The sequence below is a fragment of the Bulleidia sp. zg-1006 genome (assembly GCF_016812035.1).
Classification (GTDB): Bacteria; Bacillota_I; Bacilli_A; order Erysipelotrichales; family Erysipelotrichaceae; genus Bulleidia.
In genome coordinates this window covers 411,749-433,934 of record NZ_CP069178.1, presented here as the reverse complement: position 1 = coordinate 433,934, position 22,186 = coordinate 411,749, and the positions used below count along the sequence as shown (strand labels likewise).

27 protein-coding genes are annotated in these 22,186 nt (G+C 36.3%); 2 read left to right on the top strand and 25 right to left on the bottom strand.

Annotation, left to right across the window (positions count from 1 at the left end; genetic code table 11):
* Positions 1–13: 13 nt before the first annotated feature.
* Both radC and pepI read right to left on the bottom strand, forming a co-directional pair.
* Complete coding sequence (radC, locus tag JOS54_RS02285; RefSeq protein WP_203245459.1) at positions 14–685, bottom strand: DNA repair protein RadC; 672 nt, start codon at positions 683–685, stop codon at positions 14–16.
* Between the two features lie 39 nt (positions 686–724).
* Positions 725–1,594: a proline iminopeptidase gene (gene pepI, locus JOS54_RS02280; protein WP_203245458.1), complete on the bottom strand. Its 870-nt coding sequence runs from the start codon at positions 1,592–1,594 to the stop codon at positions 725–727.
* Positions 1,595–1,920: 326 nt separating this feature from the next.
* Here pepI and JOS54_RS02275 point away from each other — a divergent pair, with 326 nt between their 5' ends.
* A complete protein-coding gene (locus JOS54_RS02275) occupies positions 1,921–2,229 on the top strand; it encodes a hypothetical protein (protein WP_203245457.1) in 309 nt (102 codons plus the stop codon).
* 366 nt (positions 2,230–2,595) lie between these two features.
* Here the strand turns inward: JOS54_RS02275 and JOS54_RS02270 are convergent, their stop codons facing one another.
* From JOS54_RS02270 to pyrH, 7 genes are all read right to left on the bottom strand, one after another.
* Positions 2,596–3,006, bottom strand: a complete 411-nt coding sequence (locus JOS54_RS02270; RefSeq protein ID WP_203245456.1) for a PTS sugar transporter subunit IIA — start codon at positions 3,004–3,006, stop codon at positions 2,596–2,598.
* Positions 3,007–3,018: 12 nt separating this feature from the next.
* A complete protein-coding gene (gene rseP, locus JOS54_RS02265; protein WP_203245455.1) occupies positions 3,019–4,074 on the bottom strand; it encodes an RIP metalloprotease RseP in 1,056 nt (351 codons plus the stop codon).
* Positions 4,074–5,222 carry a 1-deoxy-D-xylulose-5-phosphate reductoisomerase gene (dxr, locus tag JOS54_RS02260; RefSeq protein ID WP_203245454.1) on the bottom strand — a complete coding sequence of 383 codons (1,149 nt, stop codon included), beginning with the start codon at positions 5,220–5,222 and terminating at the stop codon, positions 4,074–4,076. Before dxr ends, rseP begins: the two co-directional genes overlap by 1 nt.
* Positions 5,222–6,013, bottom strand: coding sequence for a phosphatidate cytidylyltransferase (locus JOS54_RS02255; RefSeq protein WP_203245453.1), 792 nt, complete (start codon positions 6,011–6,013; stop codon positions 5,222–5,224). The genes dxr and JOS54_RS02255 overlap by 1 nt, the downstream gene beginning before the upstream one ends.
* On the bottom strand, positions 6,010–6,708 hold the full coding sequence (gene uppS, locus JOS54_RS02250) for a polyprenyl diphosphate synthase (protein WP_203245452.1): 699 nt from the start codon (positions 6,706–6,708) through the stop codon (positions 6,010–6,012). The genes JOS54_RS02255 and uppS overlap by 4 nt, the downstream gene beginning before the upstream one ends.
* Positions 6,709–6,824: 116 nt before the next feature.
* Positions 6,825–7,373 carry a ribosome recycling factor gene (frr, locus tag JOS54_RS02245; RefSeq protein WP_203245451.1) on the bottom strand — a complete coding sequence of 183 codons (549 nt, stop codon included), beginning with the start codon at positions 7,371–7,373 and terminating at the stop codon, positions 6,825–6,827.
* Complete coding sequence (pyrH, locus tag JOS54_RS02240) at positions 7,373–8,086, bottom strand: UMP kinase (protein WP_203245765.1); 714 nt, start codon at positions 8,084–8,086, stop codon at positions 7,373–7,375. Before pyrH ends, frr begins: the two co-directional genes overlap by 1 nt.
* Positions 8,087–8,169: 83 nt before the next feature.
* On the opposite strand from pyrH, the gene JOS54_RS02235 reads away from it, so the two are divergent.
* Positions 8,170–9,021, top strand: coding sequence for a hypothetical protein (locus tag JOS54_RS02235; protein WP_203245450.1), 852 nt, complete (start codon positions 8,170–8,172; stop codon positions 9,019–9,021).
* Between the two features lie 65 nt (positions 9,022–9,086).
* Here JOS54_RS02235 and tsf read toward each other — a convergent pair whose 3' ends face one another.
* From tsf to JOS54_RS02155, 16 genes are all read right to left on the bottom strand, one after another.
* Positions 9,087–9,977, bottom strand: a complete 891-nt coding sequence (gene tsf / locus JOS54_RS02230; RefSeq protein WP_203245449.1) for a translation elongation factor Ts — start codon at positions 9,975–9,977, stop codon at positions 9,087–9,089.
* A gap of 2 nt (positions 9,978–9,979) precedes the next feature.
* Complete coding sequence (rpsB, locus tag JOS54_RS02225) at positions 9,980–10,906, bottom strand: 30S ribosomal protein S2 (RefSeq protein WP_203245448.1); 927 nt, start codon at positions 10,904–10,906, stop codon at positions 9,980–9,982.
* A 192-nt stretch (positions 10,907–11,098) separates the two neighbouring features.
* Positions 11,099–11,602 carry a TetR/AcrR family transcriptional regulator gene (locus JOS54_RS02220; protein WP_203245447.1) on the bottom strand — a complete coding sequence of 168 codons (504 nt, stop codon included), beginning with the start codon at positions 11,600–11,602 and terminating at the stop codon, positions 11,099–11,101.
* Positions 11,603–11,708: 106 nt separating this feature from the next.
* Positions 11,709–12,467, bottom strand: a complete 759-nt coding sequence (locus JOS54_RS02215; RefSeq protein ID WP_203245446.1) for a nucleoside phosphorylase — start codon at positions 12,465–12,467, stop codon at positions 11,709–11,711.
* Positions 12,464–12,673, bottom strand: a complete 210-nt coding sequence (locus JOS54_RS02210) for a hypothetical protein (RefSeq protein ID WP_203245445.1) — start codon at positions 12,671–12,673, stop codon at positions 12,464–12,466. Before JOS54_RS02210 ends, JOS54_RS02215 begins: the two co-directional genes overlap by 4 nt.
* A complete protein-coding gene (locus tag JOS54_RS02205; RefSeq protein ID WP_203245444.1) occupies positions 12,670–13,119 on the bottom strand; it encodes a hypothetical protein in 450 nt (149 codons plus the stop codon). Before JOS54_RS02205 ends, JOS54_RS02210 begins: the two co-directional genes overlap by 4 nt.
* A 12-nt stretch (positions 13,120–13,131) precedes the next feature.
* A complete protein-coding gene (gene xerA / locus JOS54_RS02200) occupies positions 13,132–14,025 on the bottom strand; it encodes a site-specific tyrosine recombinase/integron integrase (RefSeq protein ID WP_203245443.1) in 894 nt (297 codons plus the stop codon).
* Positions 14,015–15,313 (bottom strand): methylenetetrahydrofolate--tRNA-(uracil(54)-C(5))-methyltransferase (FADH(2)-oxidizing) TrmFO, encoded by a 1,299-nt coding sequence (gene trmFO / locus JOS54_RS02195; RefSeq protein WP_203245442.1) that lies wholly within the window; start codon positions 15,311–15,313, stop codon positions 14,015–14,017. Before trmFO ends, xerA begins: the two co-directional genes overlap by 11 nt.
* Positions 15,310–17,340, bottom strand: coding sequence for a type I DNA topoisomerase (gene topA / locus JOS54_RS02190; protein ID WP_203245441.1), 2,031 nt, complete (start codon positions 17,338–17,340; stop codon positions 15,310–15,312). The genes trmFO and topA overlap by 4 nt, the downstream gene beginning before the upstream one ends.
* A gap of 11 nt (positions 17,341–17,351) precedes the next feature.
* Positions 17,352–18,077: a DNA-processing protein DprA gene (dprA, locus tag JOS54_RS02185; protein ID WP_203245440.1), complete on the bottom strand. Its 726-nt coding sequence runs from the start codon at positions 18,075–18,077 to the stop codon at positions 17,352–17,354.
* A gap of 35 nt (positions 18,078–18,112) precedes the next feature.
* A complete protein-coding gene (locus JOS54_RS02180; RefSeq protein ID WP_203245439.1) occupies positions 18,113–18,715 on the bottom strand; it encodes a ribonuclease HII in 603 nt (200 codons plus the stop codon).
* Positions 18,702–19,559, bottom strand: a complete 858-nt coding sequence (gene ylqF, locus JOS54_RS02175; protein ID WP_203245438.1) for a ribosome biogenesis GTPase YlqF — start codon at positions 19,557–19,559, stop codon at positions 18,702–18,704. Before ylqF ends, JOS54_RS02180 begins: the two co-directional genes overlap by 14 nt.
* On the bottom strand, positions 19,553–20,110 hold the full coding sequence (gene lepB, locus JOS54_RS02170; protein ID WP_203245437.1) for a signal peptidase I: 558 nt from the start codon (positions 20,108–20,110) through the stop codon (positions 19,553–19,555). Before lepB ends, ylqF begins: the two co-directional genes overlap by 7 nt.
* 67 nt (positions 20,111–20,177) lie before the next feature.
* Complete coding sequence (rplS, locus tag JOS54_RS02165) at positions 20,178–20,528, bottom strand: 50S ribosomal protein L19 (protein WP_203245436.1); 351 nt, start codon at positions 20,526–20,528, stop codon at positions 20,178–20,180.
* A gap of 114 nt (positions 20,529–20,642) precedes the next feature.
* Positions 20,643–21,422, bottom strand: a complete 780-nt coding sequence (locus JOS54_RS02160) for an HAD-IIB family hydrolase (RefSeq protein WP_203245435.1) — start codon at positions 21,420–21,422, stop codon at positions 20,643–20,645.
* Complete coding sequence (locus tag JOS54_RS02155) at positions 21,419–22,117, bottom strand: 2-phosphosulfolactate phosphatase (protein ID WP_238928365.1); 699 nt, start codon at positions 22,115–22,117, stop codon at positions 21,419–21,421. The genes JOS54_RS02160 and JOS54_RS02155 overlap by 4 nt, the downstream gene beginning before the upstream one ends.
* Between the last annotated feature and the right edge of the window lie 69 nt (positions 22,118–22,186).

Sequence of the window (22,186 nt, the reverse complement as noted above, 5' to 3'; positions counted from 1 at the left end):
TTTAACACATCACCTACTCAATTCCTTCTTGAACAAAAGAAAAATAATTACTTTGTGTCACAATAATATGATCCAACACTTTTACCCCCATGAGTTGTCCCGCCTCTTTAATTCTTCGCGTTAAAGAAATATCTTCTTGAGATGGTTTTAAATTACCACTTGGATGATTATGCACAAGAATAATGTTTGGACTATTTAACAATAAAGCTTCTTTAAATATCTCCCGTGGAAAGACCATGGCAGCATTAATTGTCCCCACAAAAAGTATTTTATAGTTCAATACTCTTTGATCACTCGCTAAAAAAACCACTAGAAATTTTTCTTGTAAACTGGTTCCAATTTCTTGCTTTAACCAATCAAACAGAATAGAAGGATGTTGAATTCTCGGTAAGCTTGGCAAATTAGCGACGCTGGATCGACGCACAATCTCAAAGATGGAAAGTAACTCTAAAGCTTTGATTTGGGAAATGCCTGGGATTTGAATTAATTCTTGTCTGGATAAACGAGGTAATCCACTAATCCCATTGGCTCTAGCTAGGATTTCATCCGCCACTTCTAAGGCAGAATGATGGCGATAGCCTGTTCGTAACTGTAATGCAAGCAATTCTCGGTTACTGAGGGAAGAAAGACCATATTGAAGTGCTTTTTCTCTTGGTTGTTCCATCACCGGTATATTTTTTAACATAGTACCTCCAAGCTTTATTCCCAAAAGAAAAGGCAATCCTTAAAATTGTCTTAACCAGTTCTTCATAATTTTTTGATATTGTTCCCATTGATCCATAAAGACCATATGTCTGGCATCGGGTACTAACTCCCATTTTGCGTTAGAAATTTGATTGAACATTGTTTTAGCAACGAGTGGTGAACATAAATCTTCTGTGCCGGAAATAATGAGTGTTGGAATTTGGATTTTTTGTAATTCATCACTAACTTCAAAATGAGATAAAGTGCCTGTTGGGCAATATTCATTTTCACCCCATGCCACAAGATAGCTTTCTGTACCACTTTTCTTCTCTCTTTGCAGACAAGACCAAGGGGAATTGGCTGTATCGCCACAATGGGCTTTCATAAAATGTTCATTGGCTTTTTGATAGTCTAGCGATGAAAAATCACCACTTTCTTCTGCTTCTTGAATTGCTTTTTGATCATCCATAGATAAATAACGAATCCAACGATGTTGTTCACTTGCCCAAAGGGATGCGGAACTTAAGGTACTTGATAAAATAAGGGATTTTACCGCTTTTGCTTGATGATGCAGTACATATTCCAATGCTAACATTCCACCCCATGATTGTCCTAATAAATGAAACTCCTCTAAATGAAGATAATCTTTTAAAGCCTTTAATTCCTCTAACCAAGTTTCCATGGTCCATAATTCCGGATGTTGATCAAGATAAGACAAGCCACAACCTAATTGGTCATACATCACTAAACAGTATCCCTCTTCAGCTAAACCGTCGAGTACTTCAAAATAGTTATGTGTGGATCCCGGTCCACCATGTAAAAAAACAATCGTTGGTTTTTTAGGATTTCCCAGCATACGATAATAGGTTTTATAGTCTTTAAATGGCATATAGCCCTCTTTTATTTCCATGGTTTCGCTCCTATTTTTATTTATCTAATTTTATACTGTTTAACAATCCCACCGTCAAATAACTAAATGATTCTATCTGCATAGATTATTGGATTTATCCATTTAGTTCTTCAATACATTCATCACTATTGTTTCTTGTATTTTTAACGTTGAATAATCATTTGTGCCGGTTATATCTGAATGCAATGTATAGAAAAACACCTCAGTATTCTTATATAGTTGTACCCTCCTGGTGGAAATATAATAGGGATGGGTTAGCCCAACATTCACCCAAAAAAATATCTAGTAAATATATTATTGAATTGCAAACAGATAAGAGGAAAATTATGAACGATAAAAATGCTATTAAAAACGCTTTAGCTTCAAGAGGGTGGTCGCAAGAAAAATTAGCGTTAGAGAACGGTTATAAAAATCAATCCAATATAGCCGTCCTACTAAAAGAGAAAGGTAGCATGGGGGTTGACAACTTATTCAAGCTATTGTCTTCTATGGGATATGAAATTAGTGTTTCAGAAGTTGCGAAAGAATTAGGAACTACAAGTGCTGGCGTGAAAGCTTTAGTTGATTTAGGATTGCTTGAATTAACTAAAGATGGAATAGAGATAATAGAACACCATAATTATAAAAAGGTGTAAATTTAACATTCTAATATGGGTGAGTTTAACGATACGCAACCGGGGGTTAAAAGATTAACAGTATGATTTTGTGGGTAATATTTTATATTTTATTGTTGCCAATTAGACTGGTATGGTGGTTGGTAAAACCATGGAGGAAGAAAAAGAAATGGTCATATAAGCCTAAAAACGACCCTTATTTTTGGATGAGTGTATTTGATGACAATTAAATAATCCATTATTATATGAAACTATCTTAAACACTAAAAAGCGATAAGCATTTGAGGTGACCCCCATAAGTTAGACCAAAAATCTAACGATTAGAGGTTGGTACAATTTGACCATCGCTTTTAATTGAAACAAATATTTAGATAAGAACTCTATCCATTATTCATCCTTGTTTGTTTCATCATAATCAAAGATTTGTTTATGACCAACATCACTTGCTAGAATGGCTAAATCATGCACATTGGATACATAGCTTCTGGCAGCATTGGCTTGCAAAACCATCCCCAAATTAAAACCTGAAATCACATCAATATTTTTAGAAGTTCTTAATTCCTTCGCTAATTGCGTTGCGGCTTGATAGGGTAAAGCATCCATCATATCCGCTAAAACCAAGATGTTATTTCCGGCTTTTTGAAATAAAACCTCCAAAGAAGTCTTATATTGTTCAAATTCAGTTTCTTTTTCACAATCTAAAGTATGAAAGCCTTCTAGTTCACCACCTAAGAATTTCACCGCCTTCTTCACATCTTTTGCATATGTTCCATGTCCTATAACCACTAAATCAATCATATTTCCTCTCCCCTAATGAAATAATAATCTTGAAATATCATTCCATGTCACAAACAACATAAGTCCAATCAATATGAACCAACATGCCATCATTACCCATAACTTATATTTTTCTTTTAATGGACGATGAATAGCCCCTTCAATTAAAGTTATCACAATTTGCCCACCATCCAAGACCGGCAATGGTAATAAATTAAAAATACCGACATTTAAGCTTAACTGTGCTACTAAGAATAGAAGTGGTATTAAACCCATCGAAGCATAACGACTTGTGACTTGATAGATACCCACTGGACCGGATAAACTCTGTAAACCAATTCCTTGGAATAACTGAATAATCACCTTTGCCATTAAACCGGACACTTCACCAAAAGTAACAGCTCCATACCACCACATATTCCAAAGCGTTACTTTCTTAACTGGCGCTTGTTTGGCACTAATCCCAATCCAATAACGATTTTGTTTGGCATCGTATTTTGGACGAATAGTGACTTTTTTCACTTCTCCATTTCTTAAAACCGAAATAGTATAAGTCTTATCCGATTCAAACTTCGGCATTTCACTAAACAAATATGGTTTAACATGGTTTCCACTTGGTGACACAATTTCTTGAATCACATCTCCACTTTGTAAACCGGCTTCACTAGCTGCTGAGTTTCCTAAAACCTCACCAATGATTGCTTTTGGTTGTTCCTGATAATGACCTGTGGATACCAAACAGATGGAAAATAATAGCCATGCTAACAAGAAGTTCATTATAACCCCCGCTAACATCACAATCACTCGTTGCCATGTTTTCTTTTCCGATAAATGACGACCTTCCGGCACTTCAACATCCGCATAATTTTCATCGTCCTCTGGAGCTCCGGCCATTGCCACAAAACCGCCAATTGGCAATAAACGAAGCGCATAAGTTGTTTCCGTATTTCTTGTTTTTAATAGTTGTGGTCCCATTCCAACAGCGTATTCATAACAATATACGCCAAAGGCTTTCGCCGCTAATAAATGACCAAACTCATGAATGGCAACGATAAACGATAGGACAAGTAAAAAGATAATTAAATTCATTATTTTCTCCATATTTTTTGACAATAAGAAGTGGCTTCTTGATGAATACGAAGCACATCCTCTTTGGTTGAAACGGTTTCAAAAGGGAAATGATTTAGACAATCTTGAATACAGTTTTCAATATCCAAGAAAGATAAATTCCCTTCTCGAAACGCAAGATTAGCAACCTCATTCGCCGCATTGATCAAAATAGGTTGATTTCCCTTTTTCAAACCAGCCTCATAAGCTAATTTCAATAAAGGAAAACGCATGAAATCCAGCTTTTGAAAAGAAAGATTCGTTGCTGGAAATGGATTAAAAGGATGTTCCTCTTCTAAATCCCAACGATTTGGATACGATAAAGCGTATTGAATAGGTAAACGCATATCCGGTGAAGCTAATTGAGCCATAAAGCTATGATCTTTGAATTCCACCATCGAATGAATAATAGATTCAGGATGCAACACCACTTTAATATGATGATATGGTATACCAAATAAATAATGGGCTTCTATGACTTCAAAGCCTTTATTCATCATCGTTGCAGAATCAATTGTAATCTTAGCTCCCATTGTCCAGTTTGGATGACTTAAAGCTTGTTTTACCGTTACATTTTCTAACTCATCTCTTCTTAGATGACGGAAAGAGCCACCCGAAGCGGTTATCCATAAGTTTTCAACCCCCTTTTTATCTTCACCTTGAAGGCATTGAAAGATAGCGGAATGTTCTGAATCAATCGGAAATAACTTTCGCCCTGTTTCTTCTAAGATAGTTTGAATAACTTCGCCACCAACAACTAGTGATTCTTTATTCGCTAAAGCAACATCATGACCGCTTTCCAAAGCATACACACTCGGATAAAAGCCCACAAAACCAACTAAGGCATTGACTAGCACATCATAGTCCATCTCACTCAATGTCTTTAATCCATAATCACCAAAGACAACCTCCAAATGAGGATAATCTTTCTTTAAGGATAAAGCATCCTTCTCTTCTTGTACACAAATTGCCTTTAATTCCGGATGATTTAGGATAGCCTTCTTGAAACAATCCAAACGATGACCAACGGATAAAGCCACCAATTCAAATTCACTAGGGTGCTGTTCTAAAACATCTAAAGTTTGTTCACCAATTGAACCGGAAGCCCCCAATAAAACAAGCCGCTTCATTACACAATCCCCCCTGCAATCAATAAACCATTCATAATCATTAAACAGAAAACAAGTGAATCAATACGGTCTAAAATACCACCATGATATGGAATTAAGTGACTAAAATCCTTAATACCAAAATGACGTTTTACATTAGATAAACTTAAATCACCAATTTGTGCCACGAATGGTAACACAAGAGAAACCAAAATAAGCCACCAACTTTTAACATCTGTTAAAAAGATAAGCGAATAAACATAAGCGAAAGCCACTCCAAATAAATAACCACCAATCGCTCCTTCCCATGTTTTCTTAGGACTAATTTTCGGAGCTAATTTATGCTTACCAAAGAAGAAACCACAGATATAGGCAAAACTATCACAAGCATAGCAAGCAAAAAATACAAACATCATCATTCTTGGTCCAAAAGTTCCCGAAGATCTGTAAATACTATGTAGACCCTCAATCGCCAAACCCACCAATAAAGACATTGAAAAGCTATAAACTGTTTTTTCAATTGTATAGTTTGAAATGGTTAGCGCAAATAAGAAATATAAGAATAAAAAGCCGCCTATGACCATCATACGAAATAAAGTAGGTGCCATTCCCATCAATATCATAAAGCCAAAATTCACAGCTGTATTTAAAATCAGATAATCTTTATCCCCTAAACAAGCAATCTCATAAGCAGAGGCTAAAGCAATTAGTGTTTCTAAAACAACCACATAATGACCACCCATTAATAATGGGGGCATTACAATTAAAGCAAGCACAATAGCCCACATTGTTTTCTTAATTAAAGTGTTCATTCTTTTACACCTCCAAAACGGCGATTCCGATGTTTATATTTTTCAATACAATTTTTTAATACCTCTTCACTAAATTCCGGCCAACTTTCTTGAACAAACATCAATTCCGCATAAGCCAATTGCCAAGGTAAATAGTTAGAAATCCTTTCTTCACCGCCGGTTCGTATCATTAAATCCACAGGTGGTAGGTTTTTCGTTAATAAAAACTCATGAAAATTATCCATCGTTAGCTCTAATTTTGGATTTTCTTGTAAGGCTTTAGCATAGCGCTTAGCAGCAATCACGGTTTCACTTTGACCACCATAATTCATGCAAATACTTAAGTGAAGCCCTTTATTTTGTTTTGATTCTTCTTCAGCTTCTAATAAAACTTCTTTTGTACTCTTTGGTAATTGTTCCAATTCACCAATGATTTCCATACGAAAACCACGGTCAATAAATTCTTTCATGTATTTTTTAAAGAAAATGGCTGGTAATTTCATAATATAGCTCACTTCCTCTTGACTTCGTTGCCAATTTTCTGTTGAAAAAGCATAAAGTGTTAAGTGTTTTACGCCTAATCGGTTGGCGGCGATAGCGATGGTTCGTACATTTTCAGCACCCACTAGATGACCCGCCGTACGGATTTTACCTTGTGCTTTTGCCCAACGACCATTTCCATCCATGATAATAGCGATATGATTAATTGATTTCATAGAATTCTCCATACTAGTTACTATTCTACCTTGTTCATCTATTAATTGAAATACACGAATTTAAGCAAGTCCGATTTACTAAAAAACCGGGATTGATAAATCCCAGTTCCTATTCATTATAGCTTTAAGACTTCTGCTTCCTTCGCTTTCGCTTGTTCTTCAATCTTTTTGACATACTTATCGGTTAATTTTTGGATTTCATTTTCCATATCCTTTTGTATATCCTCATCCATTTCTTTATCTTTCTTAACCATATTCATAGCATCACGACGGATATTACGAATTTGAATCTTCGCTTCCTCAGCAATTTGACCAACCTTCTTCGTCATTTCCTTACGTGTTTCTCCTGTTAATTGAGGAACGGTTAAACGAATTACCGTTCCATCGTTTTGCGGTGCTATGCCTAAGTTCGCTTCATTACAAGCTCTTTCAATTCCTTTTAATGAAGATGGGTCGTAAGGCTTAATCACAATCGTACGCCCCTCTGAAACCGAAATACCGGCAATCTGGTTTAATGGGGTCGGTGTTCCATAGTAGTCTACCTCAACCCGATCCACCAACTTAGCATTCGCCATGCCGGTGCGAACCATATTCAATTCTGATTGAAGATGGTCCATTACTTTATCCATTTTTACACTACAACTATCAATCATTGGGTATGCCATTATTTATCCTCCTTTGTAATACTGGTACCAATTTTTTCACCACTCATTGCTTTTACAAGATTACCCACTTCATTCATATTAAAGACAATCAATTCAATATTATTATCCTTACACATACTAGTCGCTGTTGAATCCATGACCTGTAAGTTCTTGTTCAATAAATCCATATAACTCAAATGGTCAAACATCGTCGCTGACTCATCTTTCTTAGGATCCGCATTATAGACACCATCAACACCATTTTTTGCCATTAAGATGACATCCGCTTTAATTTCCGATGCTCTTAACGCAGCCGTTGTATCCGTTGAGAAGAAAGGTGAACCCGTTCCCCCACCAAAAATGACCACTCTTCCTTTTTCTAAATGACGAATCGCTCTTCTTTGAATGAAAGGTTCGGCTACTTTTTGCATTTCAATAGATGTCATCACACGTGTGTCCACACCAATATCTTCCAAACGAGATTGAATCGCTAAAGCGTTAATCACCGTTGCTAGCATACCCATGTTATCACCTTGAACCCGGTCAAAACCATTCTCTGCAACAACCTTACCACGAATAAAATTACCACCACCTACGACAATCGCAATTTCAATTCCTTTATCATGAGCTTCCTTAACTTCTTTCGCCAACTGACTAAGGACATTCGAATCAAAGTTTCTTTCTGAACCAGCTAAGGCTTCGCCACTTAGCTTTAATAACACCCGTTTGTACATGTTGCCTCCGTTTTTCATAATTATACTATAAATTCCCCTCCGTTTGAGATACCATAGTTAAAGAAATTACCAAAGGAGATACTATGTTGCCAATTGCGATTATTGACTTAGGTTCTAACACCATTGTTTTAGAAGTATATAATGAAAAAAAAGAAATCCTTTATCATGAATCCATACCTGCCCATTTAATTCAATACGTGGATGCCGAGCGTTTTATGAGTCAACAAGGATTAAGCGTTGCCCATGATGCGATGGCTTACTATGATAAGTATATTCGCGGACACAAAATCAAGAATGTGCATATTGTCATTACAGAACCAGCTCGTATTCAAAATCAATCGGCTTTATTAGCAGAATTACTATCTTTCCATTATCCCATTCATGCTTTAAAGGGAGATGAAGAAGCTTATTACGATAGTTTGGCGATTGAAAACAATCATCCAAATTTAAAAGAATGGTTTGCCTTTGATATTGGGGGTGGTTCAACTGAGCTCATTCATCAAGCAGACAAAGAAAAAGAACTGTATTCTGTTCCTTTAGGTTGTGTTCGTTTAGCTAGGGAAAATCAATCCATCTCCCAATTAGTCGATATCCTTAAAAAAACAACGAATCAAAAACCAAATTTATTCTTCCACAAAGTACCTGTTTTAGGAATTGGTGGCACCATTCGTGCAATTGCTAAGGTCTTAAAGCCAAATACAACTTCACCACTTCTAAAAGCAATGGATATGGAAAAATTGTATCAAGATATTTTAAAGAATGATTTAGAAACAAGAACTTTAATTCAACAATATGTCCCGGAAAGTCGCCAGCCTTTAATCCTACCCGGTTTAAAGATGATTTTAGCTTTAATTCATCATTTTCATATCCAAGAAATCCAAGTTAGCCAAGAAGGTGTTCGACAGGGTTTCTTATACCATCTTTTAGAACAATAGATGAAACAATGGAACCCTATAAAAAGTAGATTTCATTTTTAGAAATCTACTTCATTGAAAACAAATTAGTTTTTAGCCATCGCCGCCACTTCAGCTACGAAGTCATCTTCCTTCTTTTCGATACCTTCACCAACGGTGTATTTAACCATTTGACTTACTTCAGCATGGTTTTCCTTTAAGAAATCCTTTACCTTTAAGTTTGTATCTAAGAAATATTCTTGGTCGACTAAGCACATATCTTGTAAGGACTTCGATAAACGACCTTCCAAAATACCGGCCTTCACCTTTTCAGGCTTATTTGCTAAGGATTCATCGTTGTTCAATAATTGAACTTGAATTTCACGTTCATGGTCAACGATTTCCTTTGGCATATATTCACGAGAAATATAGCTTGGATTCATAGAAGCTACTTGCATGGCAATATTCTTAGCCACTTGTCCATCTTCTGTACCCTTTAACACAACAACCGATACAATACGACCACCTTGATGCGTATAAGTACCGAACTCTTCATCATCCGCTTTTTCAACAAGTTCAAAACGACGTAATGTAATATTTTCACCAATCGTTGCAACTGCGTTTACGATGGTGTTACCTAAATTACCATCAGCAGTAGCTAAGGCTAAAGCTTCTTCATTTGTTTTAGCATTACTATGCAAGATGGTTGTAGCCACTGTATCCAATAAAGTTAAGAATTGATCATTCTTAGCAACGAAGTCTGTTTCCGAGTTAACTTCAACGGCAACGGCTTTATTGCCCTCAATAACAACCTTTGCTAAACCCTCAGCCGCAATACGACCAGATTTCTTTTGTGCCTTGGCAATACCACGTTCACGCAACCAGTCAATCGCCGCTTGCACATCACCATTGGTTTCTGTTAAAGCATTTTTGCAATCGAGCATTCCTGCTCCCGTTAGTTCACGTAATTCCTTTACTTGAGCTGCTGTAACTGCCATGATTAGTTTTCCTCCTTAGGAGCTTCAGCTTCTACCTTTTTATCAGCTTCAACTGGACGAACGCTATCTCTCTTGAACACACGACGTTCACCATTCTGACGACGGCTAGCCATTTGCGCACGACGTTCTTCCATCTTTTGTCTTCTCTTCTTTTCATATTCAGCGGCTTGACGATCCACTTCAACAATAACATCCTTCATCGTGATGTCTTCTTCTGTTTCATCGTCTTGGTGAGCCACTTCTAGAACACCACCCTTAGCTTCTACCAACGCATCCGCAATAGCTGAAACCATTAACTTAACAGAACGCAAAGCATCATCGTTAGATGGGATGGGATAATCCACCATATCCGGATCCGCATTGGTATCAATTAACGCAAAGACAGGAATACCTAATTTACGAGCTTCCGCAACCGCATTATGTTCTTCTAACGGGTCAACCACGAAAACTGCATCCGGTAATTTCTTCATTTCCTTGATACCACCAAGAAAGTTTTCTAAACGGTCTTTCTTCTTAAGAAGAAGCGCTTGTTCCTTTTTCTTGTAGACATTGATAGCACCGGAAGCTTCCATTTCTTCAATTTCTAATAATTTCTTAATTGATTTTTGAATTGTACGGAAGTTTGTTAAGATACCACCCAACCATCTTTGATTAACATAAAAGCTACCGGAACGTAATGCTTCTTCTAAGATAGTTGCTTGGGCTTGTTTCTTAGTACCAACAAACAATACCTTTCCACCATCTTCCGCAATCTTCTTTAGAGCATTGTAAGCTTCATCTAATTTTTCTTGCGTCTTAACTAAGTCGATGATATATACATGATTCTTAGCTGTGTAGATGAATTGCTTCATTTTTGGATTCCATTTTCTTGTTTGGTGACCAAAATGAACGCCATTCTCTAACATTTTCTTCATTGAAACAACAGTCATTTTTCATTAACCTCGCTTTCCGTTGTTATCCTCCACAGTTTCTAACACTATCAACACTTAAGTGCACGGGATAATGAATCCGCTGTGTGTGAAGTACACCTTAAAAACATAAGATGCCAGTAGAAAGAATAGCATAGAAAAAGCCTCTTGCCAACTATGCTATTCTCCATCCATCCATTCTTTTTAAAAAAGCTATTTTTCCGGGAAGTTGCATTGATCCAAACAAGCCAAAAAATGATTAAGTTGTTCTTGGCTTTCCTTGAAATCATTACGAATCCAATGCTTCATAATTCCAAAGAACATTCCTACCTGCATTTCAAGCAAGTAAGCTCTTTTTTCTGTATCCATCTGTGGTAATAAAGCTTCATACAAATAGTCATACAACAAATCTGTACCATTGGATGATTTTAAAAGCACTAAAATAGGCTTCAATTCTTCCAATAATGGTAAGTAATCCTTTAATCTTTGCAATTCATCTTGATGAAGAAGACACCATTGTTTTGTGACTGCATTCAATTGTTGAATCACAACCTCCTTTTTCGAATCAAAATTACGATAAAAAGAAACACGCCCTACACCGGCTAAATCCGTTATCTCTTTTATCTTGATTTTCTCAAAGTCTTTATTGTGCATCAAACGAAACAAGGCTTCCGTAATGCTTTCTCTAACCACTTGGTTCAATGTTAAATTTGACATAACAATACCCCTTTTAAAGCGGAGATAATTTTATCACTCTTTCAAAAAAATAGATATTTAATGCCCAAAGTCATCTTCTAACGTTTAAAAAAGCAGATGACTCTGCTTACAGCATCTCTTCCACAAATTTCTTCGCTAACAAAGTCATTTTAATACGAATGTCCTTTTCACCTTCATGACCGATAATTCCGGCATCATATTCTATACCAGCTAACGAATCGGCTGTGTAAAAAAAAGGATAATACTTCAAACCATAACTTTGACTAACTGCTTGTAAAGCACTCGCTTCCATATCCACAGCAATACAACCTTGGACAATATGTTCTTGTATTTCTTCTTTGGTTTCACGGTAAAAAGCATCGGTCGTCCAAATTTTTCCTGTTTGATAAGGCAAATTGTGTTTTTCATAAAAAGCTTGCACCAAAGACGAGCCGGTTAAAGTGATAAAATCAGATGGTTCTAAATAATGATAACTCGTTCCCTCATCTCGATACGCTTCTGTTATCAATAATAGATGTCCAGATGGAATTGGTACCAATCCTCCACAAGAACCAAAAACCACCCAATTCTTCACATGAAAGAAAGCACTATTTTCTAGCATGGCAGCATGGGCAACCGGAGCCGCTACCGGGAAAAGACAAATACCTATGGAACTATTTTTAAACAAATAAATTTTACTAATCATGGAAGCATTACAAGCATATTCAACATCAGGAATTTCTTCAATGAGATTTTTAACCAATAAATCTTCTATCAAACGCCATGAAAAAGTAGCTAGACTATTTTTGATTTCAATCCCTTGAAACGTTAAATTAGCTGGTTCAAGCATTGGTTTTGAATTTTTTCGATAAGAACTTGTAATCATAAATATAACCTCTCCTCTAACCTAGCTTTCATCTTGGCATAACCTTTTTCAGAAATTGTTCCTCTTTGTTGCATCTTTTCTAAATCACTATACATTTGTCTCAATTCAATGGTATCCGCAGCATCAATGCGTTCTAACATTTGTTTCTCAAAATTGCTTAGACGACTCTTGAAAAAAACTTCTTTAAATTGACGAAAGAAACTCATTTTGGTTTTACCTCTTGCCAAGAAGACCAAAATTCTTGTTTCGCATTGCCTTCGACAAGAATTTCATAAGTACGACTATAAATTGGCGCAAACTGAATCACACCATTCACTGATTCCGCATTACCTAAATTCCAATTATTTTTACTATCATCTGTCTTGAACAAATACGCTTGAATCGCAAAGCCTTGCATATTCTTCAGTGCCTTTAATTCTTGACGATTAAAATAAAAATACAAAAGTTTTTCCGGATGATTGACATCCACTTCCACCCTCTTTTTCGTCAACATTTGTCCATTTTCCGTCAACACCAACATAACAGAATGTGGTGGATTTTGAACCTTTAAAGATACTTGAACTAAAAATTCATCTTTGCCCACTTTTTTGGAACAAGCAATCAAGCAAATTGCACAGATAAAAGTTAAAATAGCTAAAAAATAACGTTTCATGAGGATACCTTCCTATTGGCGTGATAAAGGATGTGTTTCTTCAATCACTCTTCTTAAAGTGTCTTGCGAAACATGAGTGTATATTTGTGTTGTGCTTAAATTTTCATGACCTAATAAGGATTGAACCACCCTTAAATCAGCCCCATTATCTAATAAGTGTGTTGCGAAACTATGTCGCAACACATGCGGATGAAGTCGGAAAGGCAAATTTAATTCTCGACCTTTCTTTTCTAATAATAACTGAATTGAACGAGTAGAGATAGCCTTTCTTTTTAATCCCATAAAAATCGGCTGGTCTAAATTAGAAAAAGAAGCAGATTCTTTCAAATACTTCGCTAATAAAATAGCCAAATCTTCATAAAAAGGCACCATTCTTTCTTTACTTTCCTTACCCATAATGCGCACATAACGTTCTCGTAAATGAATATCACGAACTTTAATATTGGTACATTCACTAATACGAAGACCACAAGCATACAATAGCTCCACAATGCAACGATTGCGTAAACCCTTTTCATCATTCAAATCAAATGAAGCTAATAAATCTTGTACTTGATTAACCGTTAAATATTCTGGTAAAGGACGGCTTATTTTTACATTCTTAAAAGAAGACATTGGATTATGCCCAATTCCCTCATAAAGATTTAAATAACGAAAAAACGAACGGAGTGAAGATAGATAACGATCATAACTACTATTCGAAAGACGATTTCTTCGACGAAGATTTGTGAAATAAGTCAATAAGAAATTTTTATCCACTTTCTTCCAAGTGTCAATTTTCTCTTCTTCTAAGTAAGAAATAAAAGATTCTATATCCCTTCGATAAGCATCTTCGGTATGTCTGGAACCTGTTTTTGCCAAGCGAATGTAGGCTAAAAAAGATTCTAAAGATTTTCTATAATCCATACTTTTCTTTCAATTCTTTAATATGAGCCACGGATTGTGGTGCGTAAGCTTCCTTCTTTTCTTTCTTTTTAACAATCTTTTCCAAGTTCATGATACCAAAATTCGCATTCATTGGTTGAAAATTACTTTGTGAAGCATGGGATATATAGTGTGCCATAGCACCAATCATCGTCCCTTGACCAAAATGAATTTCTTCTTTACCCTGCAAAATTTGCACCATATTAACCGCTGCCACAAAGCCGCTGGCACAAGATTCAATATAACCCTCAACACCCGTCATTTGTCCGGCAAAGAATACGTATTTCTCCCTTGAAACACGATAGGTATCTTCTAAATACTTTGGTGAGTTAATATAACTATTTCGATGCATCACACCATAACGAACAATTTCAGCCTTCTCTAATCCTGGGATTAGATGAATTACTTTCTTTTGTTCAGACCATTTCAAGTGTGTTTGAAAGCCAACTATATTGTATAAAGAGGAAGTCGCATTATCTTGTCTTAATTGCACTACTGCATATGGTTTTTCTTTTCCTTCTTGCTTTAAACCAACTGGTTTCATTGGTCCAAACAATAAGGTTTTCATACCTCTTTTTGCCATGACTTCAAAAGGCATACAGCCTTCAAAATAAAGCTCTTTTTCAAAGTCATGTGTTTCGGCTGTTTCGGCTGTTATAACAGCCTGATAAAAAGCCAGAAACTCTTCTTGATTCATCGGGCAATTGATGTAATCATCACTTCCTTTATCATAACGTGACTTTCGATAAGCTTTCGTAAAATCAATGGAATCCACTGTTACAATTGGCGCTACCGCATCATAAAAATAAAAGTCTTTTTCTTGAAAATAGTCTTGAATTGATTTTGAAATGGCTTTTGAGCTTAAAGGTCCGGAAGCCACAATCGTTGGAACAGATGTATCCAACTTTTCTATTTCTTCATAATGAAGGGTGATATTCTTCATTTCTTTTAAACGTTTTGTGACTAGTGAAGAAAATTGTTCACGATCCACCGCTAAAGCCGAACCGGCTGGTATTTTCGTTTCATCTGCCACTTTCATAATGAAAGAATCCATCATTCTTAATTCATTTTTTAACACTCCCACCGCATTGGTTAAGGCATCACTTCTAAAACTATTTGAACAAACCAATTCCGCAAAATTTTCACTACGATGAGCTGGTGAAAATTTCTTTGGTTTCATTTCATATAAATCAACTTCAAAACCTCTTTTAGCTAACTGATAACTTGCTTCACATCCAGCTAATCCAGCTCCTATTACTCGTACCCTCACGCCGGCTTCTTCTTTCCAGAATGCGTTCTCTTTTCCAATTCAATTGGTTCTCCATCCAATGTTTCCATATGACGGCACTTCGGATAATTGGAACAACCCACAAAATAAGTACCAAATCTGGATTTACGCTTAACAAGTTCACCACCACAATCAGGACAAACCTTGCCAATTGGTTCTGGTTTTTCCTTTTCCTTTTCAGCCAAAGGTCTTGTATAACGGCAAGTTGGGAAAGTTGAACAAGAAATAAACTTACCAAAACGACCATTTCGATAAACAAGTTCATTTCCACAAAGAGGGCATTCTTCTCCTACCTTTTCTAATTCCTTAACTTCCATCTTGTCATAAGCGTTCGCCAATAAAGGCTCAAAAGTTTCATAAAACTTACGAAGGGTTTCAATTTCATCCAATTGACCATCCGCAATTTCATCCAATTGACTTTCCAAACCAGCGGTGTATTTCACATTGATGATAGAAGCGAAATATTGATCCAATTGCTCAGCCGTTAATATCCCTTGCTCACTTGGTTTAAAGACCTTTGTTTTAGCACTTTCCGAACTCTTTTCTAAAGATACATAGCCCCGTGCCACAATGGTATCAATGATGGTCGCATAGGTAGATGGACGACCAATTCCATCTTCTTCCATTGCTTTCACCAGCTTAGCTTCTGTATAACGAGAAGGTGGTTCTGTAAAATGTTGGCTACGAGATAGTTTCTTGGCTTTCATCCTTTCGCCTTCCATCACCTCCGGTAATAAAACATCTTTACTACTATCAAAAGGACCATAGACTTTTAAATAACCATCAAACTTTAAGCTTGATCCGGAAACTGAAAAATCATACTCATTTTGACTTAGAATAATCGTTTTTGAATCATATTGTGCCACTGCCATTAAAGAAGCTAAAGCACGAGAATAAATCAGATGATAAAGCTTGTATTGTTCTGTTGTTAAATAAGACTTAATTGTTTCAGGCGTGTATAACACATTGGTTGGACGGATGGCCTCATGAGCATCTTGGGAATTGGCATCGTTTTTCACATAGTATTTACCAAGATAATTCTTTCCATACTCACTTGCAATCTTCTTCTTTGCCGCATTTTGATAAACATCAGATAAACGGGTACTATCGGTACGCATATAAGTAATCAAACCTTCAGGACCATGACCAATATCAATTCCTTCATACAAACGTTGAGCAATAGACATGGTTCTTTTTGGTGAAAAACCTAATTTTGTGGAAGCTTCTTGTTGGAGAGTAGAAGTAATAAAAGCTGGTTTTGGTTCCCTTTTGCGAACAGAAGATTTAACACTTGTAATGGTAAATTCCCTTTGACAAGCTTCATAAACTTCATTCGCTTGTTCACCATTTCTAATTTTCGCTTTTTTACCATGGATTTTAGCTAAACTAGCTTCAAACTCCATCTTATCTTTTTCAAATAAAGCTTCTAAGGTCCAATATTCTTCTGGCTTAAAAGCTTGAATTTCTTTTTCTCTTTCGACAATGAGCTTTAAAGCAACGGATTGCACACGACCAGCTGACTTGGAACGAATTTTCTTTTGTAATAATTTGGATAGTTTAAAACCGATAATACGGTCTAAGATACGACGAGCTTCTTGCGAATGTACCAAATCCATATCAATCGTTCTTGGTTGTTCAAAAGCCTTTTGGATAGCATCTTTCGTGATTTCATGGAAAGTAACACGGTCTACATCCTTTTCATCTAAGCCTAATTCTTGCGCCAAATGCCAAGAAATCGCTTCACCCTCACGGTCTGGGTCGGTTGCGAGATAGACTTTTTTGGCTTTTGAAAATTCTCTCTTTAATTCTTCAACTATTTCTTTTTTATCTTTAGAAATTACATACGTGGCCGCAAAATTATTTTCTACATCCACGCCCAAACCATCTTTTCCACGAGTAGCCAAATCACGAATGTGTCCTTTACTCGATACCACGGTATAGTCTTTACCTAAATACTTCCCGATGGTTTTCGACTTCGATGGGGATTCCACAATGACTAAATTTTTCATTTCACTCTCTCCTATTCAAAAACATCCTCTATGTATAAAGAAGCTCCTTCTTGGATTAATTGATTACATCCACTACCCTCCACTTCATTAAGGGGGTAAGGTAAACAATACACATCTTTTCCTAATTGTAAAGCCTCTTGGACGGTAATCATCGTACCGGATTTATATTTTGCTTGCGTTACAATAATCTTTTCCCCTAAAGCGGCTAGTAAACGATTGCGCCAAGGAAAATGAAATCTTTGTACCCTCACATAGCCTGGCCATTCACTTAAAATCAAGTGATTTTGACTTAATTCTTGATAGAGCTTTTCATTACAAACCGGATAATGTGTTTCTAATCCGGAACCAATAATGGCAATGGTCTGCCCATCTTGTAGACAGCTTTCATGCACCAGTGCATCCACACCCTTCGCTAATCCGGAAATTAACACAAAGTCCTTTCTTAATTTAGCACAAACCTGTCTTGTATAGTATTTTCCTCTTGCACTAATTTCTCTGGAACCAATGATTGTTATCTTTCTTTTCTTTAAAAGATGAATATTTCCACGATAAAATAATACCCAAGGTGGATAGTCTAATTGACGAAACTCTTCTGGATATTCCGGATCCAAATAAGTAATGTATGGTTCATACACTTTATAACAAGGGTTTTCTTCTTCCTTAAGAATAGCTTGTTCGATAGCTTTCCAATTTCCGGCATAACGATAACTATATTGAGCAATATCTTCTCTTTTCATCCTCCACCTCTAAGGTGATATTCCCGAAAAGAAGATTATTCCCCTGCTATTTTCTTTACAGGTCCATAACTTCTTCGGTGAATTTCAGTAACACCCAATGTTTTTAAAGCATTTAAATGTTCCTTGGTTGGATAGCCTTTATTCCCGGCTAATCCATAACCTTGAAATTTTTGGTCTAATGCAAGCATCACATGGTCACGACTAACTTTTGCTAGAATACTAGCCGCCGCAATGGAAATGGATTTTTGGTCACCCTTAATTAAAGAATGCACTTCTTTCGTCATATCTAATGGCATCGCATCCGTTAAGACAATATCACAAGTTGCCATTTGAGCGATTTCCAACATAGCATCTTTCGTTGCCTGATAAATATTTTTTTCATCAATCACTTCAATTGGTACTTCGACAATCTTAAACCAATTAGCATCTTGTTGAATTTGTTGAAATAATCGCTCCCTTTTCTTTTCCGAAATGGCTTTGGAATCATAGATTTCTTCATTCATATAACCAATTGGAAAAATAACCCCCGCCACAAAAAGTGGACCAGCCAAAGGTCCTCTTCCCGCTTCATCGATGCCAACTACACTTTTCAAAGAAGCCCATGCTTCTTTTTCATATTTATTACTACATACCTTCATGAACACTCTCCAAACTAATACCACCAAACTTAGCTTTACGCAAATCGTAAATAAACGATTGCGCAGCCCGTTTAGTATCAAGCACATCTCCTTCTAGCTTAAAGCCTCTTTTTTCCGCTATTGCTTTTAAAACTTGATTGGGATTCATGTCTTCTTGAATAGCGTAGGCTTGAGTAAAAAAATGAGGGTAGCCTTCTTGGATAGAACGAATGGCATCCATCGCAATAAATTTTGGATCTAAAATATCTTCATTGATTGAACCCAATACCGCTAATAAAGAAGCCACCTTTTGATCTTCAAACTTTGGCCATAAAACACCTGGTGTATCCAAAAGATCTAATTCCCTATCTGCATGAAGCCAAGTCAAAGAACGAGTTATACCTGGTCGATTGGCGGCTTCTAAACGATTTTTACCGGAAATTCGATTGATTAATGTACTTTTTCCAACATTTGGAATACCACAAACCATCGCTCGAATAGCTCTCGGCTCAATACCACGACTTCTTTGTTTATCACGCCTTTTTCTATTTAACTCTAAACACGCCACAATGATTTCTTTTTGGAAACCCTGACCTTTTTTTAGATTTACCGTAATCGCTTTTTGGTTTTCTTGATTAAAGTAAGAAATCCATTCCTTTGTTTTCATGGGATCTGCTAAATCGGTTTTCGTTAATAAAATTAGCCGCGGCTTTTGCCCGACCAATTGATCAATCAAAGGATTTTTGGAAGCCAATGGGATGCGTGCATCACGGCATTCAATCACCATGTCAACCACTTTCATTTTTTCACTCATCTCACGACGGGCTTTTTCCATATGACCTGGATACCATTGAATATTTACCATGATTTCACCCCAAAATTAGAGAATGGATAAAGAATAAAAGCACCCTTAGACACAATTTGTGATTTCGCAAATGATCCATACACACGTGAATCGGAAGAGTTTGGTCGATTATCTCCTAAACAAAAATAATGATTGTCAGGAATGGTTTGTTCTGGAACATCCGAAGTGAATAGTTCACCATATTGCTTACGGTAGGAATGATTCAAGAAAGATTCCTCTACTTCTTTTCCATTGATTAGTAATTTAGAATTTTTATATTCAATGATTTCACCAGGTAAACCAACAATGCGTTTCACAATATATTCTTTTCTTTCTGGTAAGTACAAAATTACCACATCAAAGCGTTTTAAACGACCAAAATGTAAGCCGATGGTATTGGAAAAACCATAGGCTCCATCCTCTAAAGTTGGATACATAGATCGACCCTTAACTTGAATTGGTCGAAACACAAAATGCATCAATGCCATTACTACGGTAAAAGAGATAATCACATCTCGAAAAAATAAGACAACTTCTTTTTTTAATTTTCTTCTTTTTTTATTTTCACTCATAGACTAACTCCTCTACTACTCTATCACAAAAAAAGAGAAAGTAAGCTCTTTCTCTTTCCTAAGTTTCTTAACGACGACGTTCTTTGATACGAGCGTTCTTAGCCGATCTACCCTTAAGATAAGTTAACTTAGCACGACGCACCTTACCCAAACGAATAACTTCAATCTGTTCAATGATTGGAGAATGTACAGGGAATGTACGTTGTACACCAACACCATTGGAAATCTTACGAACAGTGAAAGTAGCCCCAATTCCACCATTGGAACGATCCACTACAACACCTTCAAAAATCTGAATACGAGATTTTTCACCTTCACGAATACGAACATGAACTTTAACTGAATCACCGGAACGGAATTCAGGAACATCATCGCGCATTTGCGACTTTGTAATCTTGTCAACTAAATTTAAATTCATCTTTTTCTCCTTTTCCGACAAATATCTATATTGGTTCATGACCTTTTGTCAGCGGAACCTAGACGCACATAGTGCCTAATTAGGTTAGCACAAAAGTAAACCTTTGCCAAGGGATTATTTTTCAAACCAACCAAAGTACTCGCAAGCTTTATAAATACCATCGTCATAGGAATTATCCGTTACATAATCCGCCATATCTTTTAATGATGGCTCACCATTACCCATCGCCACTTTAAAGTATTCCGGTTCAAACATCACCTTATCATTATTACCATCCCCAAAGACAACGACTTGATTCAAATCAGCTTGAATGATCGCTAATAACTTACGAATACCTTCATTCTTCTTATCGTATTGAACAACGATATAATCCTTTGTCATCCGCAAATGACCTAAGCTTTCAATCCATGGATATTTCTTCTCATTTTCTTGTCGAACAGCTAGATAAATTTTATAGGTATCTTTTAAATTAGAAACATCTAGTCTTGGTCGATAGTGGTAAGTCGTTAGTTCTTTACGAAAACCGGCCTGTTCTAAAAAGCGAAAATCTTTCATTTCCACACTATCATTATCTTCTCTTAATAAAAGATAACCCATTTGATTGGTATCCGCTTGTTTTAAATACGCTTGAACCAGTTCATCATTTAACCTTTCATCGCATTGAATTTCATCGTTTAAAACAAGACAACCACCTCCTCCACAAACAAAATGATGAATTCCTAGCTCCCTAGCAATATCCACTGTTTTATAGTGCATACGACCTGTCGCAATCGCCACAAAATGACCAACTTCTTGCAAGTATTGAATAGCTACTTTGGCACTGGGAACCACTTGATGTGTTCGCTCATCCGTCAAAGTGCCATCTATATCAAAGAAAAATACTTTTTGTTTCATGACATTTTCTCCCATACCATTTGGTATTGATTATCTTTCCATATAGCTTTATTAACCCCTTGGAAATAATTGACATTCGTGCATAACGCAAAATCTTCTTGGGGAAATTGTGGCATTGTTGAATCAAAGAATTTTTTTCCTTCACTTTGTTTTAGAGCTTGAATTTCTTCTTCCAAACTAGGATAGTCTTCTCCTTTTAAAAGCGCCAACAGATAATTCGCACATAAATTATCCTCTTCACTCATTCTTTCCCCATTCCAACCCATTGGCACAATGGAAACATGTCGATGATTTTTCTGTTGAATATAGGAAACCGTAGCCTTAGCATTGACTAATGCTCCAGTCACAATTTCATCCGCCTTTTTTGCATTTATTAATCCTTGTACACCGGCACTTGTAGTATGAATGATGATTTTATCTCTTAAATCTTGATAAATAAGCTCACTTGGTGAATTGCCATAATCAAAACCAGCTACTTTAATTCCGTTTCTTTCACCAACTAAAATAGCTTCTGGATATCTTTTCTTTAACCCAAACGCATCTTCAATTTTTTGCACCGGAAAAATAACTTTAGCTCCCTTGTCTTGCATATAAGCTTCTAGTGAAAAAGCTCGAAAAACATCAATGATAACCGCTAATCCAGTTGCTTCTTTAGCCCCTTGCAACAAGGGTAGTATCTGTACTTCCACAATCATTTCCCCTTCTTGAATATACCATTTTCACTTGAAAAAGACACGTATTAAAGCTATGATAAAATTAAGGTA

Bases quoted from the DNA above. Each gene is read 5' to 3' on its own strand.
- radC (WP_203245459.1), bottom strand. From the start codon at position 685: ATGTTAAAAAATATACCGGTGATGGAACAACCAAGAGAAAAAGCACTT.
- pepI (WP_203245458.1), bottom strand. From the start codon at position 1,594: ATGGAAATAAAAGAGGGCTATATGCCATTTAAAGACTATAAAACCTAT.
- JOS54_RS02275 (WP_203245457.1), top strand. From the start codon at position 1,921: ATGAACGATAAAAATGCTATTAAAAACGCTTTAGCTTCAAGAGGGTGG.
- JOS54_RS02270 (WP_203245456.1), bottom strand. From the start codon at position 3,006: ATGATTGATTTAGTGGTTATAGGACATGGAACATATGCAAAAGATGTG.
- rseP (WP_203245455.1), bottom strand. From the start codon at position 4,074: ATGAATTTAATTATCTTTTTACTTGTCCTATCGTTTATCGTTGCCATT.
- dxr (WP_203245454.1), bottom strand. From the start codon at position 5,222: ATGAAGCGGCTTGTTTTATTGGGGGCTTCCGGTTCAATTGGTGAACAA.
- JOS54_RS02255 (WP_203245453.1), bottom strand. From the start codon at position 6,013: ATGAACACTTTAATTAAGAAAACAATGTGGGCTATTGTGCTTGCTTTA.
- uppS (WP_203245452.1), bottom strand. From the start codon at position 6,708: ATGAAATCAATTAATCATATCGCTATTATCATGGATGGAAATGGTCGT.
- frr (WP_203245451.1), bottom strand. From the start codon at position 7,373: ATGGCATACCCAATGATTGATAGTTGTAGTGTAAAAATGGATAAAGTA.
- pyrH (WP_203245765.1), bottom strand. From the start codon at position 8,086: ATGTACAAACGGGTGTTATTAAAGCTAAGTGGCGAAGCCTTAGCTGGT.
- JOS54_RS02235 (WP_203245450.1), top strand. From the start codon at position 8,170: ATGTTGCCAATTGCGATTATTGACTTAGGTTCTAACACCATTGTTTTA.
- tsf (WP_203245449.1), bottom strand. From the start codon at position 9,977: ATGGCAGTTACAGCAGCTCAAGTAAAGGAATTACGTGAACTAACGGGA.
- rpsB (WP_203245448.1), bottom strand. From the start codon at position 10,906: ATGACTGTTGTTTCAATGAAGAAAATGTTAGAGAATGGCGTTCATTTT.
- JOS54_RS02220 (WP_203245447.1), bottom strand. From the start codon at position 11,602: ATGTCAAATTTAACATTGAACCAAGTGGTTAGAGAAAGCATTACGGAA.
- JOS54_RS02215 (WP_203245446.1), bottom strand. From the start codon at position 12,467: ATGATTACAAGTTCTTATCGAAAAAATTCAAAACCAATGCTTGAACCA.
- JOS54_RS02210 (WP_203245445.1), bottom strand. From the start codon at position 12,673: ATGAGTTTCTTTCGTCAATTTAAAGAAGTTTTTTTCAAGAGTCGTCTA.
- JOS54_RS02205 (WP_203245444.1), bottom strand. From the start codon at position 13,119: ATGAAACGTTATTTTTTAGCTATTTTAACTTTTATCTGTGCAATTTGC.
- xerA (WP_203245443.1), bottom strand. From the start codon at position 14,025: ATGGATTATAGAAAATCTTTAGAATCTTTTTTAGCCTACATTCGCTTG.
- topA (WP_203245441.1), bottom strand. From the start codon at position 17,340: ATGAAAAATTTAGTCATTGTGGAATCCCCATCGAAGTCGAAAACCATC.
- dprA (WP_203245440.1), bottom strand. From the start codon at position 18,077: ATGAAAAGAGAAGATATTGCTCAATATAGTTATCGTTATGCCGGAAAT.
- JOS54_RS02180 (WP_203245439.1), bottom strand. From the start codon at position 18,715: ATGAAGGTATGTAGTAATAAATATGAAAAAGAAGCATGGGCTTCTTTG.
- ylqF (WP_203245438.1), bottom strand. From the start codon at position 19,559: ATGGTAAATATTCAATGGTATCCAGGTCATATGGAAAAAGCCCGTCGT.
- lepB (WP_203245437.1), bottom strand. From the start codon at position 20,110: ATGAGTGAAAATAAAAAAAGAAGAAAATTAAAAAAAGAAGTTGTCTTA.
- rplS (WP_203245436.1), bottom strand. From the start codon at position 20,528: ATGAATTTAAATTTAGTTGACAAGATTACAAAGTCGCAAATGCGCGAT.
- JOS54_RS02160 (WP_203245435.1), bottom strand. From the start codon at position 21,422: ATGAAACAAAAAGTATTTTTCTTTGATATAGATGGCACTTTGACGGAT.
- JOS54_RS02155 (WP_238928365.1), bottom strand. From the start codon at position 22,117: ATGATTGTGGAAGTACAGATACTACCCTTGTTGCAAGGGGCTAAAGAA.